This is a genomic window from Streptomyces sp. NPDC004732 (assembly GCF_040609235.1).
Lineage (GTDB): Bacteria > Actinomycetota > Actinomycetes > Streptomycetales > Streptomycetaceae > Streptomyces.
Genome location: NZ_JBEXJR010000009.1, coordinates 419,201 through 432,753 on the forward strand (window position 1 = coordinate 419,201; position 13,553 = coordinate 432,753).

The following is a 13,553-nucleotide window of genomic DNA, read 5'->3' on the forward strand; positions in this document are numbered from 1 at the left end:
CCGCACCACCGCATCACCAACGAGGGGAACACGAAGTGAGCTACAACCAGCCCGGTCCATACGGCGGACAGCCGCCCCAGCAGCCCGGCCCGTACGGCCAGCAGCCGCAGGGCGTCCCGCCGCAGCCCCCCTACGGCCAGCCCGCCCAGCCCGCCCAGCCCTACGGCTACGGCCAGCCCCAGCAGCCCGGCCCCTACGGGCAGCCGCCGCAGGGCGTCCCGCCGCAGCAGCCGTACGGGCAGTACCCCGGGCCCCCTCAGGGTGGCGGCAAGAAGAAGACCGGGCTGGTCATCGGTGCCGTGGTGGTCGTGGCGGCGGCCGCGGTCGGCGGGTACTTCCTCTTCGCCAAGAGCGACGGCGGCTCCTCCGTCGCCGACGACGGCAAGACGTACAAGCTGACGGCTCCCGCGACCGTGCTGGGCGGCACGTACAAGAAGACGGAGTCGGCAGGCGGTGGCGGCGGCATGTCCTCCGGTGACCTCAAGGACCTGGAGAGCCAGGGCGTCAGCAATCCGACGGACGTCGACGGCCAGTACAGCAACGGCACGAGCACCAGCCAGAAGAGCCTCAACTTCTCCGGCGTGTACGGCAAGATCGATGACCCCGAGAAGGTCGTCGACGCGATGTTCGCCGAGATGAAGAAGAAGTCCAAGGAGCAGCCCGGGAGCATCACCCTCCTGGGCAGCCCTCAGGAGTTCACCCCCGACGGCTTCGACAACGGCGTCATGAAGTGCCAGAAGGCCGAGTTCCGGTTGGGCGCCCCCGACAAGGCCGAGACGGACGACAGCATCCCGAACACCTTCGAGACCCCGCTGTGCATCTGGGGCGACCACAGCACGGTCGCCTCCGTCGGCCACTCCGACGCGAGCGCCACCGCCAGCGGCGAGAAGATCTCCCTGGACACGGTCGCGGGCCTGGCCGCCAAGCTCCGCGCCGACGTCCGCGTCGAGGCCAAGTAACGCCGAAGGGGGCGCCCCGCGATCACTCGCGGGGCGCCCCCTTCGGCGTAGCGCAAACAGCTGCCGCTTATGCGGACTTCTGCTCCCCGGCGCCCGGACCGCGCGCGTCGCGCGGCACCAGCGTCGGGTTCACGTTCGAGCGAACGACGTCCGCCGTGATGACGACACGGGCCACGTCCTTGCGGGACGGCACCTCGTACATCACCGACTGCAGGACCTCTTCCATGATGGCGCGGAGCCCTCGGGCGCCGGTCTGCCGCAGGATCGCCTGGTCCGCGATGGCCTCAAGGGCCTCACGCTCGAACTCCAGCTCCACGCCGTCGAGTTCGAACAGCCGCTGGTACTGCTTCACCAGCGCGTTGCGCGGCTCGACGAGGATCTGGAGCAGGGCCTCACGGTCGAGGTTGTGGACCGAGGTGATCACGGGGAGGCGGCCGATGAACTCGGGGATCATCCCGAACTTCACCAGGTCCTCCGGCATGATGTCCTCGAACTGGTCCTTCTCCTCCATCTCGCGCTTGGAGCGGATGGTGGCGCCGAAGCCGATGCCCTTGGCGCCCGCCCGGGATTCGATGATCTTCTCCAGGCCCGCGAAGGCACCGCCCACGATGAACAGGACGTTCGTCGTGTCGATCTGGATGAACTCCTGGTGCGGGTGCTTGCGGCCGCCCTGCGGCGGTACGGAGGCGGTGGTGCCCTCCAGGATCTTCAGCAGGGCCTGCTGGACGCCCTCACCCGAGACGTCGCGCGTGATCGAGGGGTTCTCGCTCTTGCGAGCCACCTTGTCGATCTCGTCGATGTAGATGATCCCGGTCTCGGCCTTCTTGACGTCGTAGTCCGCCGCCTGGATCAGCTTCAGCAGGATGTTCTCGACGTCCTCGCCGACATAGCCCGCCTCCGTGAGCGCCGTCGCGTCCGCGATGGCGAACGGAACGTTCAGCATGCGGGCGAGCGTCTGCGCCAGGAGCGTCTTGCCGGAGCCGGTCGGGCCGAGCAGCAGGATGTTGGACTTCGCGAGTTCGATCGCGTCGTCACGGCCCTGCGCGCCGCCGTTCTCTCCTGCCTGGACCCGCTTGTAGTGGTTGTACACCGCTACCGAGAGGGCCTTCTTCGCGGGCTCCTGGCCCACGACGTAGCCCTCAAGGAATTCGTAGATCTCGCGAGGCTTGGGGAGTTCCTCCCAGCGCACCTCGCTCGTCTCCGCGAGCTCTTCCTCGATGATCTCGTTACAGAGGTCGATGCACTCATCGCAGATGTACACACCGGGGCCTGCGATGAGCTTCTTGACCTGCTTCTGACTCTTTCCGCAGAACGAGCACTTGAGCAGATCGCCGCCGTCACCGATGCGTGCCACGAGGTGCTTCCCCTTCGCCTGGGAGACGCCACGTTCAGCGGCTCCTGGTGCCTCATATCCGACGGTACCTTGCCGGGCCCCCCGTTCGGGCCCCCCTTGGCACGGTTCACTTCGACGTGGGTCGTGCGCAAACCGTGCCAAGGAGCGGCAGATGCTACAGCCCTGCGTCAGGCAACCGAGGCATTGTTCATCTTCCGGGTGGAGATGATCTGGTCGACCAGGCCGTACGAGAGCGCGTCCTCGGCCGTGAGGATCTTGTCGCGCTCGATGTCGTCGCGGATCTTCTCGATCGGCGTCGTGGAGTGCTTGGCCAGCATCTCCTCCAGCTGCGAGCGCATCCGGAGGATCTCGTTGGCGGCGATCTCCAGGTCGGAGACCTGGCCGCGACCGGTCTCGCTGTAGGGCTGGTGGATCAGCACGCGAGCGTTCGGCAGCGCCATGCGCTTGCCGGGCGTGCCCGCCGCGAGGAGCACGGCGGCGGCCGAGGCGGCCTGACCCATGCAGACGGTCTGCACGTCGGGCTTCACGAACTGCATCGTGTCGTAGATGGCCGTGAGGGCCGTGAACGAGCCGCCCGGGCTGTTGATGTAGATGGAGATGTCGCGGTCCGGGTCCATCGACTCCAGGCACAGGAGCTGCGCCATGACGTCGTTGGCGGAGGCGTCGTCGATCTGCACGCCGAGGAAGATCACGCGCTCCTCGAAGAGCTTCGCGTACGGGTCGTACTCACGCACGCCCTGCGAGGTGCGCTCGACGAAGCGCGGGATCACGTAACGCGACTCGGCACTGGGGCCGGTGAACTCGGCCTGGCCGCTCTCGGCCTGCGCACGGCCGTAGAGGCCGCGACCGGGGAAGTTGTTCATCTCTGGGTTCTCCTGAGAAGCGAGGGGCTTAGGTGTCGGCTCCGGGGCGCTGAGCGGGGCTCAGGCGCCGGTGCCGCCCCCGCCCGGCATGCCTGCGGCGCTGGACATGATGTCGTCGATGAGGCCGTACTCCTTGGCCTCCTGCGGGTCGAACCAGCGGTCGCGGTCCGAGTCGCGCGTGACCTGCTCGACGGACTGGCCGGTGTGGAACGCCGTGAGCTCGGCCATCTTCTTCTTGGTCAGCAGCAGCCGCTCTGCGTGGATCTTGATGTCCGACGCGGAGCCCGCGAGGCCCGCGGACGGCTGGTGGATCAGGATCTCGGCGTTCGGCAGCGCGAAGCGCTTGCCGGGCGTGCCCGCGCTGAGCAGGAACTGGCCCATGGAGGCGGCCATGCCCATCGCGATCGTCACCACGTCGTTCTTGATGTACTGCATGGTGTCGTAGATCGCCATGCCGGCCGTGATCGAGCCGCCGGGGCTGTTGATGTAGAGGTAGATGTCCTTCTCCGGATCGGAGGCAAGGAGCAGCAGCTGTGCGGTGATCTTGTTGGCAATGTCGTCGTCGACCGGCTGGCCGAGGAAGATGATCCGCTCGCCGAGCAGCCGGTTGTAGACCTGGTCGCCGAGGCCACCACCGATGGAGGGGTCGCCGGCGGCGGAGGGCATCAGATTCGTCACGTATCCACCTGCTCGTCTTACGACGGCGCCGGGCCGTCTCACGTCTTCAGCTGGGGCCTGGGGCACCCGCGTGCTCGCCGCTCCGGGGCGGCTCCGGGGACTCCCCTGCCCTCGTATTCATGGACCCTAACGCTCAGCCCCGTCCGGGGAATCCCGCAAAGGTGACTGTTCGCTGTGAGCGCAGGTTCTGCGGGGCGCCTCGAGTGGTGCCGGTCGTGCCCCGTCAGGGGCGCGGGGAACTGCGCGGTCAGCCCCCGCGGGGCCGCGGGCGCGTCTGCCGCGGCAGGACCCACGGCGGGTGCGGCCTGTGGGGGTTGCTCGCGCAGTTCCCCGCGCCCCTAAAGACACCGGGCCCCCGGGACCGAGAAGTCCTGGGGGCCCGGTGTGCGAGCGTCAGAGCGAGGCTCAGGCCTCGGTCTTCTCCTCGGCCTTCTCGTCGGTCGACTCGGCGGCTTCGGCGGCCTCAGCCGTCTCGGCCGTCTCGTCTTCGTCGTCCTCGAGGTCGACGACCTCACCGTTCGTGTCCTTGACCGTGGCGGCCTCGACGACGACCGCGAGGGCCTTGCCGCGGGCGACCTCGCCGACCAGCATCGGGACCTGGCCGCCTTCGACGACGGCCTGGGCGAACTGGTCGGGGGACATGTTGGAGGACTGCGCGCGACGCATGAGGTGCTCGGTGAGCTCCTCCTGGTTCACGTTCAGCTTCTCCTTGTTGACGAGCTCGTCGAGGACGAACTGCGTCTTGATGCCCTTCTCGGCCTGCTCCTTGGTCTCGGCGTCGAACTCCTCGCGGGACTTGCCCTGGATCTCCAGGTACTTGTCCAGGTCGAGGCCCATCTGGCCGAGCTGGTGGTGCTCGAGGTTGTGCGTGCGGGTCTGGATCTCGTCCGCGAGGAGCTTCTCGGGGACGGGGACCTCGACCAGCTCGAGCAGCTTCTCCAGGACGCGCTCCTGGGCCTGCGTCGCCTGGTCGTACTGCTTCATGTTCTCGAGGCGCTTGCGGCTGTCGGCCTTCAGCTCGTCGAGGGTGTCGAACTCGGAGGCGAGCTGCGCGAAGTCGTCGTCCAGGGACGGGAGTTCACGGGCGGCGACCTGGGTGACCTTGACGGTGACCTCGGCCTCCTTGCCCTGCGCGGAGCCGCCCTTGAGCTCGGAGGTGAAGGTGGCCTCGCCACCGGCCTCCACGCCCGTCACGGCCTCGTCGATGCCTTCGAGGAGCTCGCCGGAGCCGATCGTGTAGGAGACGCCGGACGCGACGCCGTCCTCCAGGACCTCGCCGTCGACCTTGGCCTCCAGGTCGATCGTCACGACGTCGCCGTCCGCGGCGGCACGCTCGACCGGCGAGGTGGACGCGAAGCGCTCACGGAGCTCCTCGACGGCCTTGTCGACGTCCTCGTCGCTGACCTCGACCGCGTCGACCTCGACCTCGATGCCGGAGTAGTCCGGGATCTCGATCGCGGGACGGATGTCGACCTCAGCGGTGAAATTGAGGGTCTCGTTGTCCTTCAGCTCGGTGATGTCCACCTCGGGCTGGCCCAGGACGTTGAGCTCGGCCTCGTTCACGGCCTCGGTGTAGAACTTCGGGAGCGCGTCGTTGACGGCCTCTTCGAGGACGGCGCCGCGACCGAACCGCTGGTCGATGACCCGGTTCGGGATCTTGCCCTTACGGAAGCCCTTCACCGTGACCTGCTGGTTGATCTTCTTGTAGGCCGCGTCGAGGCTGTCCTTGAGCTCCTCGAAGGGCACCTCAACAGTGAGCCGAACCCGGGTCGGGTTCAGGGTCTCCACGGCGCTCTTCACGGTTCGGTCTCCTTGGGGCTGACTTCTTGGGATTCTGCCCGGCTCAGAGACACACGGGCACACAGCTTGCATAGTAACGGCAAGCAGGAGCCGACCGACAATGCGATCTTGGACCGGCATCCCGCGAAGAAGGACGGGACGGTTCCCAGAAGGGGAAAAAGGTGGTCGGGGTGGCGGGATTTGAACCCACGGCCTTCCGCTCCCAAAGCGGACGCGCTACCAAGCTGCGCCACACCCCGTCGGTGCGACACGTAGGGTACATGCCCGCAGGCAGTGCGGCTCCCCGTTAAACGGGGGCGGATCAGGGGGGCACGTGCGGCGAGGCGCCGGGACCCGCTACGATGCCTGTCGTGCCGCGGCTTCCGCTCGTGGCGCGATCTGTGCGGGCGTAGCTCAATGGTAGAGCCCTAGTCTTCCAAACTAGCTACGCGGGTTCGATTCCCGTCGCCCGCTCTCATAGGGAAACCCCAGGCCGGAGACGGCCTGGGGTTTCTGCGTTCGAGCCCGGCCGCGGCACTGCTGCGGCACTCAGGGATGGCGTACGTCGACCGTGTACACGGAGCGTGTGCCGTAGGGGATGTAGAGCGCGTCTCCCGCCAGCGTGAGCCGGGCGCCTTCATCTCCTATCCAGGCCGAGCCGACGCCCCGTCCGGGCCGGGTCCACGCGACGTCGCCGGTCCTGCCGTCCAGTGCGGCGAGGCGGCCGCTGGGCGAGGCGACGAAGACGTGGGTCGCGGAGCGTGCCCCGGCTGAGCGTGACGGACGCCGCCCCGGGCTGGGTGCGGGACAGCCCGATGGTGCGGCGGGTGTGGCTGCCGGTCGCGGTGACGGCGACGATGCTGCGGTACTCGGGACCGGAGGTGTCGGTGAGCAGGAGCCGCCCGTCGGCCTGGCCGACGAGGGTGAGGGTGCCGCGCACGGTGACCGTCCAGGCGGGCCTGCCGGTGGCGGGGTCGAGGCGGGAGACGCGGGTGCTCGGCTTTCCCGCTTTCCCGTGGCGAGGGAGAAGCGGACGGCCTTGACGTCGTCGCCTGCGCAGATCAGGCCGCCGCGGGCGGTGGTGCAGCGCACGAAGGGGCCGGAGGGCGAGGGGTCCTTTCCCTCTGCGGCGGTGACGGCGTCCTTCGCCGTCCAGTCCCGCCAGCCCGCGGGCAGTTGGCTCGCCACCTGGTCGTCGTCCCGTACGAGGCGTACGACCACGCCCGTACCGACCAGCGCGAGCAGCAGCCCGCCCACCGCGGCCGCAAGGAGGAGTCCGCGGCGGCGGCGCCGGGGAGGAGCGGAGCCGGGGGCCGGGGGCTGCTGCTCGGCGGGCGGGGGCGTCTCGCGGCGCGGCGGTACCGGCTCGCCCTTGAGCAGCGCGAGGAGTTCGTCGGGGGTGGGGTGCCCGTGACGACACAGGCGGCCGTCTCGTAGGGGCTGTCGCTGTCGAAGGGGCCGCGTCCGGTCGCCGCGTACGCGAGGACGGCGCCGAGGGAGAAGACGTCGGACGCGGGGCCGACGTCGCGGGGGTTGGTGAGCTGTTCCGGGGACATGTAGGGCGGGGTGCCCTCCCCCGAGCTCTCAAGGAGCAGGGGGCACCCCCATCGCGGCCGGTCTGGGTGAGGGCGTCGGCGCCGAGGGCCTCGGCGGCGCGGGACACCCCGAAGTCGATGACGCGCGGGCCGTCCTCCGCGAGCATGACGTTGGCGGGCTTGAGGTCGCGGTGGACCACGCCCACGCGGTGGATGTCGCGCAGCGCTTCGGTGAGGCCCGCGGCCGGTTCGTGGAGCCGGTCGAGGGGGAGCGGGCCCTCGCGGCGCACATGGGTGCCGAGGTTCTCGCCCGGGATGTGGACCGTGGCCATCCAGGGGCTCGACGCGTCCGCGTCGGCGTCCACGACGGGTGCGGTGAAGGCCCCGCTGACCTGACGGGCGGCGGCCACCTCACGGCGATGGGCGTCCCCCCCTGCTCCTTAAGAGCTCGGGGGAGGGTACGGAACTCCTGGTCGTCGCCCCGCAGCGTACGCGGGTTCGAGAACGCTCCCCCGGGGGACCTCAGAAGCTGATCGAGTTGATGGTCTCCGCCACTTCGTTCAAGAAGCGGTTTATGGAAGGCGCCATGCCTGTGGAGGCGAGGAAGAAACCGAAGAGCACCGCGACGATCGCGGGCCCCGCCTTGAGCGATCCCCCTCGGATCAGCACCACAAGGATGATCGCCAACAGCAGCACCACTGACAGCGAAATGGCCACACTGATCACACCCTAGGTCGGTCGCTCTCCCGGCCCGGGGGGTACGACCCCGCACACCCCCGCCAGGGACCATCGTGCCACCAACAAGCCCCCTCCATGCGGCCGGTGACACATCGTCGGCCAACACGTCACGGCCCCGGAGCGCAAGGGCGCCTTGGGGGCGCAAGGGCAGCGCACTGTCGTACAGCAATTCGACGACCTGCCGTCATCAGGAATTCGCCTTGATCGTTGCCATCGCCACACACGACGTTCGCAGGAAATTCGAATTGTCGCCGAGGGCACATCGAAGGTGCACCAAGAGAGGTGAACTCCGTCGATACCTCCGGCCAACCGGACATTTCACCAGAGTCGCCCGCAGGCGTTATGCACCATTTAAACCGGATGAGTTGTGACGTAACGGACAGAACCGGGCCGCATGCGACCAGATCTCTTTGTCGACTCGACCGAATCTCGGGGTACCGGCTACCCGGTTAAGCGGGATTCACCCACGTGATTGTCGGAGATTGCGTTGAGAGAAGTGACGAGGGTTTTACGAATAGACGGCAGCGACGCTAGGGTGCCTCAGATGTTCCACGCTGCCACCACCCCCGTAGGCGCAGTGCGGTCCCGGGTCGTCTCACCGAGCTCTTGGTGGGAGGGCCTGTGACCAACTCGGTGCACCCGCACGGACGCCACCGGGCGCCCCTCCCCCCGGCCCAGGTGCCGGCGGACGGAGTCCCCACTCCCCGCGCCCCCCAACCGCCCCCGCAGGCCGTCGCCACCGCACCCCCCACCCCGGCAGGCCGCAGCACCGCCCAGAGCGGGTCCAAGCCCGCCAAGCAGCGCGACGCGTTCTTCGACAACGCCAAGTACCTGGCGATCGTCCTCGTGGCGATGGCCCACGCATGGGAACCCCTGACGGATCACAGCCGCGTCGCCGAGTCGCTGTACATGACCGTCTACACCTTCCACATGCCGGCGTTCATCGTGATCTCCGGCTACTTCTCGCGCAGTTTCGACATGCGGGCCGACCGCCTCAAGCGGCTCGTGACCGGCATCGCCGTGCCGTACGTCATCTTCGAGATCGCGTACACCTTCTTCAAGCGCTGGGCGGACGACGACCCCGGTCAGCCGATCAGCCTGCTCGACCCCTGGTACCTCACCTGGTTCCTGGTCGCGCTCTTCGTGTGGCGGCTCACCGTGCCGCTGTGGAAGATCGTGCGCTGGCCGGTGCCGCTCGCACTGGCCATCGCCACGCTCGCCGTGATCTCACCCGACATCGGCGACGACCTCGACCTGCAGCGCGTGCTGCAGTTCCTGCCGTTCTTCGTACTGGGCCTCTTCATGAAGCCCGAGTACTTCCAGCTGGTGCGCCGCCGCGAGGTGCGGATCCTGTCGATCCCGGTCTTCGCGAGCGCGCTGCTCCTGGCGTACTGGGCGGCTCCCCGGATGACCTCGGCCTGGTTCTACCGCCGGGACAGCGCCCAGGAGCTGGGCGCCCCGTGGTGGGCCGGTGTCGTGATGACGCTGGCGCTCTTCGGCTGCTCCGTCGTCCTCACCGCGTGCTTCTTCGCCTGGGTGCCGCGCCGCAAGATGTGGTTCACGGTCCTCGGCGCCGGCACGCTGTACGGCTACCTGCTGCACGGCTTCCTCGCCAAGGGCTCCCGCTTCTGGGGCTGGTTCGACAACTACGAGTGGCTGCACCAGCCGCTCGGCGAGATCTTCGTGTCGGTGGTCGCCGCAAGCGTGGTGACGGCGTTGTGCACACCACCGGTGCAGCGGATGTTCCGTTTCGCGATGGAGCCCAAGATGGAGTGGGCGTTCAAGCGGGACGCGGCGCAACTCGCCCGTGAGCGGGCCAAGTCGACGTAACGGAAGCTACGGGAGCGGGTTCTCCCCGAGCCCCAACAGGGCGCGCATGGTGGCGTACTTCGCCGTCAGGCGCGCCCTTGTCGTTGCGTCGAGGACCGCGAGGCGGGCCGGGTCCGCGTTGTGCGCCAGGTCCGCCTCCTTCACGAGGCGGGCGCCCGGGGTCGCGAGGATGCGCTCGGCGTACGCCTCCTTGGGCTCGCCCGCGCGCTTGGTGAGGGCGAGGACGATGTCCTTGGTGCGCCGGGTCAGCGGGGCGTCCCCGAGCCACTGCTCGGACAGGGCGTCGTCCTCGACGGAGTCGTGCAGCCAGGCGGCCGCGATCTGCTCGTCGTCACCGCCCCGCCGCCGCACTCCCTCGGCCACGGCCTGGAGGTGTTCGGCGTAGGGGCGGCCCGCCTTGTCCTGCTGGGCGGCGTGGGCCTCGCGGGCGATGGCCGCCACCTCGGGCAGGGACAGCGGCGGGTGGCCTCGGTCGGCGGGCGTCATGCGGCCGACCTTAGCGCCGCCCTCGCCGGGATCGTCGCCGAGGCCAGGCCGAGGACCAGGACCGCGCCCACGAAGGAGCCGTACACCAGCGGCGGGACGTACGGGGATTCGCCGGTCAGGCCCCTCATCATCGGGACGAGGGTGGCGAACGCGATCGCCGAGCCGATGACGATGCCCGCGCTGGCCACGAGGAGCGCCTCCCAGCGGATCATCCGGAGGACCTGGCGGCGGGTGGAGCCGATCAGGCGCAGCGTGCCGAGTTCGCGGCGGCGGTCCAGGACCGTCATCACCAGGGTGTTGACGGCGGCGACGGCCGCGAAGCCGCCGAGGACGGCCGCCATCGTGGTGTTGGCCCAGGCGTTGAGTTCATTGTCCATGGAGCGGGCGGTGGCGTAGCCGTCGCGGTCCTTGAGTTCGCCGAGTCCGGAGAGCGCCTGCGCGGAGCCACCCCTGGTCCAGATCTCGGTGGCGAAGGACGAGGTGACGTGCTGCTTGAGGTCGGCCGCGGGCATGGTCACCTGGGAGAGGCCGAGGCCCCTGCCGTACGTGGCGACGATGGTCGGCGAGGCCTTGGTGCCGTCGGGCAGGCGGACGTCGAGGCGGTCGCCGGTCTGCACGTGGGCGGAGGTGGCGAGGGCGGCGTCGACGGCGATCTGGCCCCTGCCGAGCTTCAGGGCGCCGGTCTCCACCTTGAGGTCCTGGACCTTGGCGAGCCCGGCCGCCGTGCCCGTGACGCCCTGGGCCGACGCGGACTCCAGCCAGCGGTCGCCGCCCGAGCCGACCGGCACGAGCAGGGAGGTCTTGAGCAGGCCGACGGCCGAGGTGACGCCCTTCGCGTCGGCGGCCTTGGCCAGCGTTGCCGGGGCGAGGCCGCCTTCGGAGGTGACGATGTGGTCGGCGGTGATGCCCGCGCGCTGCTGGTCGGCGGCGACCCGCTCCTCGCTGGTGTGCATGAAGACGAGGACGGAGGAGAAGGCCATGGCGAGCACGATCGGGGTGATCGCGGAGGCCAGTCGGCGGGCGTTGGAACGGGAGTTGGCGGCCGCGAGCGAGGCGGACGCACCGGCGCCGCGCAGCGGGAGGCCGAACAGGGCGGCGCAGCCGCGGGCCACCAGCGGGCCGAGCAGGGCCACGGCGAGCATGAAGAGCATGACGACGCCGAGCGCCGCGTTCGCCGCGTCCTCGCCGGTGTTGCTGGCGGCGAAGCCGGCGAAGATCGCACCGCCGACGGCGGCGGCGATGCCCAGCGGCGTCCTGATCCAGCCGAGCGGCACCCGCTCCACGGAGGCCTCGCTGAGCGCCTGTCCCGGCTTGATGCGGGAGGGGCGGCGGGCGGCCATGTATCCGGCGCCGAGCGCGGTGAGGACGGCGACTCCGGCGGCGCTGACGAGCGGGATGAAGGAGATGGACAGGTCGACGGCCTCGGGGATCGCGCCCTTCTCCTTCAGCTGCCCGAACCACCAGGTGGCCAGGGCGATGCCGGGCAGGAGGCCGACGGCCGCGGCGGCCGGGGCGACGAGCAGGGTCTCGGTGGCGATGGTGCGGCGGATCTGGCGGGGCGTGGTGCCGATGGCGCGCAGGAGTGCGTACTCGCGGGCGCGCTGGCCCACCGAGAGGGCGACGGTTCCCGCGGCGGTGAAGACGGCGGTCAGGGCGGCGATGCCGCCGAAGGAGCCGCCGAGGCCGGTGAGCATTTCCTTGGCGTAGGCGAGCGAGGAGCCTTCGGCCGCGCTGCGGTCGTTGCCGGTGTGGACGTCGGCCTTCTTGCCGATGGCGTGGGCGACCTGGGACTTGAGGGTGTCGTCGGACACGCCCTTCTCGGGCAGGACGGCGATGGCGTCGACGCGTCCGGGGTGCCCGGAGATGCGGACGGCCTCGGAGTCGGCGAACCAGGCGGTGGGGGCGGACTGTCCGGCCCGCACGGTGCCGGAGACGCGGAAGTCGCGGGGGCCGTCGGCCGTCGTGAGCGTGGTGCGGTCGCCGACGCGGCCGCCGGGCGCGGCGAGGACGACCTCGCCGGGCTGCGGGGCGCGGCCCGCGGTCAGCTTCTCGCCGGTGAAGGCGGTGGAGCCCCAGCCGTGTGCGGTGACGTCCTTGCCGCCGGACTTGACGGGGAAGGTGACGTCGGGGACGGCGGTGCGGGCGCCGGGCACCGAACCGGCCTTGGCTACCAGGGAGTTGTCGATGCGCGCCTGGTCGGGCAGCGGTGTGGCGTCCTCGGACTCGCTGTCGCCGCTGCCGGTGACGAAGTGGATGGACTGGTCCGCGGCGGCCACGACGGGGGCGCCCGCGTAGCGCTCGGGCGGCACGGAGGCGCGTATCCCGGTCTCCAGGAGGATTCCGCAGGCGGCCACGATCAGCGAGGCCATCATGAGGGCGACGAAGGTGCCTGCGAACGCGGCGGGTTTGAAGCGGACGGCCGCGCGGGCGAGGCCGTTGGGGACGTACGCCATTACGCGGCCACCCCCGCGTACGCAGGCGCGGTCAGGGCGGTCATCCGGGCGGCGATCTGAGCGGCGGACGCGCGCTCCAGGCGGTCGACGAGGGCGCCGTCGGCGAGGAAGAGGACGCGGTCGGCGTGGGCGGCGGCGGCCGGGTCGTGGGTGACCATGACGACGGTGGCGTTCAGGCCGTCGACGGCGGAGCGCAGCAGGCCGAGGATCTCGCTCGCGGTGGTGGTGTCGAGGGCGCCGGTCGGTTCGTCGGCGAAGATCACGTCCGGCTCGGTGACGAGGGCGCGGGCGATGGCGACGCGCTGCTGCTGGCCGCCGGAGAGCTGTCCTGGGCGGCGGCGGCCCTTGTCGCCGAGGCCGACGCGGGTGAGCATCTCGGCGGCCTTGCGGCGGTCGGGGCGGTGGCCCGCGAGACGCATCGGCAGCACGACGTTCTGTTCGACGGTCAGCGACGGCAGCAGGTTGAAGGCCTGGAAGACGAAGCCGAGGCGGGTGCGGCGGAGCGCGGTGAGCTTGTTCTCGCTCATGCCGGTGATCTCGGTGCCGCCGAGGCGGACGGTGCCCGCGCTCGGCCGGTCCAGGCCCGCGGCGCACTGCAGGAAGGTGGACTTGCCGGATCCCGAGGGGCCCATGACGGCGGTGAAGCTGCCGCGGGGCAGGGCGAGGTCGATGCCTGCGAGGGCGTGCACGGCGCCGGAGCCGCGGCCGTACTGGCGGCGGACGCCGCGCAGTTCGACGGCCCAGTCGCCGGGCGCCCCGCCGAGAACGCGAACGTCCTCCTCGACGACTCGGTTCTTCTTCCGCCGCAGCCCCATGTCCCTGTCCACCTCTCCATACGAATTCGACCTCTTGAACGTACGGAGACGGGGGTGGTGTGG

The 13,553-nt window shown here is 70.0% G+C and carries 12 protein-coding genes, 2 tRNA genes and 1 pseudogene; 4 read left to right on the forward strand and 11 right to left on the reverse strand.

Features of this window, described 5'->3' with window-relative positions:
* Positions 1 to 35 precede the first annotated feature (35 nt).
* A complete protein-coding gene (locus ABZV77_RS28500) occupies positions 36 to 959 on the forward strand; it encodes a hypothetical protein (RefSeq protein ID WP_356262548.1) in 924 nt (307 codons plus the stop codon).
* A 67-nt stretch (positions 960 to 1,026) separates the two neighbouring features.
* Here ABZV77_RS28500 and clpX read toward each other — a convergent pair whose 3' ends face one another.
* The 5 genes from clpX to ABZV77_RS28525 form a co-directional block, all read right to left on the reverse strand.
* Positions 1,027 to 2,313: an ATP-dependent Clp protease ATP-binding subunit ClpX gene (gene clpX, locus ABZV77_RS28505; protein WP_055569952.1), complete on the reverse strand. Its 1,287-nt coding sequence runs from the start codon at positions 2,311 to 2,313 to the stop codon at positions 1,027 to 1,029.
* Positions 2,314 to 2,480: 167 nt separating this feature from the next.
* Complete coding sequence (locus ABZV77_RS28510; protein WP_356262551.1) at positions 2,481 to 3,176, reverse strand: ATP-dependent Clp protease proteolytic subunit; 696 nt, start codon at positions 3,174 to 3,176, stop codon at positions 2,481 to 2,483.
* Positions 3,177 to 3,236: 60 nt separating this feature from the next.
* Positions 3,237 to 3,854 (reverse strand): ATP-dependent Clp protease proteolytic subunit, encoded by a 618-nt coding sequence (locus ABZV77_RS28515; RefSeq protein ID WP_356262554.1) that lies wholly within the window; start codon positions 3,852 to 3,854, stop codon positions 3,237 to 3,239.
* A gap of 405 nt (positions 3,855 to 4,259) precedes the next feature.
* On the reverse strand, positions 4,260 to 5,654 hold the full coding sequence (tig, locus tag ABZV77_RS28520; RefSeq protein ID WP_356262557.1) for a trigger factor: 1,395 nt from the start codon (positions 5,652 to 5,654) through the stop codon (positions 4,260 to 4,262).
* A gap of 162 nt (positions 5,655 to 5,816) precedes the next feature.
* Positions 5,817 to 5,893: transfer RNA gene (locus tag ABZV77_RS28525), tRNA-Pro, on the reverse strand.
* A 143-nt stretch (positions 5,894 to 6,036) separates the two neighbouring features.
* On the opposite strand from ABZV77_RS28525, the gene ABZV77_RS28530 reads away from it, so the two are divergent.
* Positions 6,037 to 6,107, forward strand: a tRNA-Gly gene (locus tag ABZV77_RS28530).
* Between the two features lie 75 nt (positions 6,108 to 6,182).
* Here ABZV77_RS28530 and ABZV77_RS28535 read toward each other — a convergent pair.
* Positions 6,183 to 6,890, reverse strand: a complete 708-nt coding sequence (locus ABZV77_RS28535) for a hypothetical protein (protein WP_356262559.1) — start codon at positions 6,888 to 6,890, stop codon at positions 6,183 to 6,185.
* Here ABZV77_RS28535 and ABZV77_RS28540 point away from each other — a divergent pair.
* Complete coding sequence (locus ABZV77_RS28540) at positions 6,810 to 7,070, forward strand: hypothetical protein (RefSeq protein WP_356262742.1); 261 nt, start codon at positions 6,810 to 6,812, stop codon at positions 7,068 to 7,070. The genes ABZV77_RS28535 and ABZV77_RS28540 overlap by 81 nt on opposite strands.
* Here ABZV77_RS28540 and ABZV77_RS28545 read toward each other — a convergent pair.
* Positions 7,067 to 7,587, reverse strand: a pseudogene (locus tag ABZV77_RS28545) (serine/threonine-protein kinase); the annotation flags it as partial. The gene ABZV77_RS28540 and the pseudogene ABZV77_RS28545 sit on opposite strands and share 4 nt — an antisense overlap.
* Before the next feature lie 103 nt (positions 7,588 to 7,690).
* The gene (locus tag ABZV77_RS28550; RefSeq protein ID WP_055570088.1) at positions 7,691 to 7,885 is read right to left on the reverse strand and encodes a hypothetical protein; all 195 of its coding nucleotides are present in this window, start codon (positions 7,883 to 7,885) and stop codon (positions 7,691 to 7,693) included.
* Between the two features lie 642 nt (positions 7,886 to 8,527).
* Between ABZV77_RS28550 and ABZV77_RS28555 the strand changes: the two genes are divergently transcribed.
* Positions 8,528 to 9,736 (forward strand): acyltransferase family protein, encoded by a 1,209-nt coding sequence (locus ABZV77_RS28555; RefSeq protein ID WP_356262562.1) that lies wholly within the window; start codon positions 8,528 to 8,530, stop codon positions 9,734 to 9,736.
* Positions 9,737 to 9,742: 6 nt separating this feature from the next.
* Here the strand turns inward: ABZV77_RS28555 and ABZV77_RS28560 are convergent, their stop codons facing one another.
* From ABZV77_RS28560 to ABZV77_RS28570, 3 genes are read right to left on the reverse strand one after another with little or no spacing between them, the layout of a single operon-like run.
* A complete protein-coding gene (locus tag ABZV77_RS28560) occupies positions 9,743 to 10,222 on the reverse strand; it encodes an HD domain-containing protein (protein ID WP_356262565.1) in 480 nt (159 codons plus the stop codon).
* Complete coding sequence (locus ABZV77_RS28565; protein WP_356262567.1) at positions 10,219 to 12,675, reverse strand: FtsX-like permease family protein; 2,457 nt, start codon at positions 12,673 to 12,675, stop codon at positions 10,219 to 10,221. Before ABZV77_RS28565 ends, ABZV77_RS28560 begins: the two co-directional genes overlap by 4 nt.
* Positions 12,675 to 13,490, reverse strand: coding sequence for an ABC transporter ATP-binding protein (locus ABZV77_RS28570; RefSeq protein WP_356262570.1), 816 nt, complete (start codon positions 13,488 to 13,490; stop codon positions 12,675 to 12,677). Before ABZV77_RS28570 ends, ABZV77_RS28565 begins: the two co-directional genes overlap by 1 nt.
* Between the last annotated feature and the right edge of the window lie 63 nt (positions 13,491 to 13,553).

Bases quoted from the DNA above. Each gene is read 5' to 3' on its own strand.
- ABZV77_RS28570 (WP_356262570.1), bottom strand. From the start codon at position 13,490: ATGGGGCTGCGGCGGAAGAAGAACCGAGTCGTCGAGGAGGACGTTCGC.
- ABZV77_RS28565 (WP_356262567.1), bottom strand. From the start codon at position 12,675: ATGGCGTACGTCCCCAACGGCCTCGCCCGCGCGGCCGTCCGCTTCAAA.
- ABZV77_RS28510 (WP_356262551.1), bottom strand. From the start codon at position 3,176: ATGAACAACTTCCCCGGTCGCGGCCTCTACGGCCGTGCGCAGGCCGAG.
- ABZV77_RS28560 (WP_356262565.1), bottom strand. From the start codon at position 10,222: ATGACGCCCGCCGACCGAGGCCACCCGCCGCTGTCCCTGCCCGAGGTG.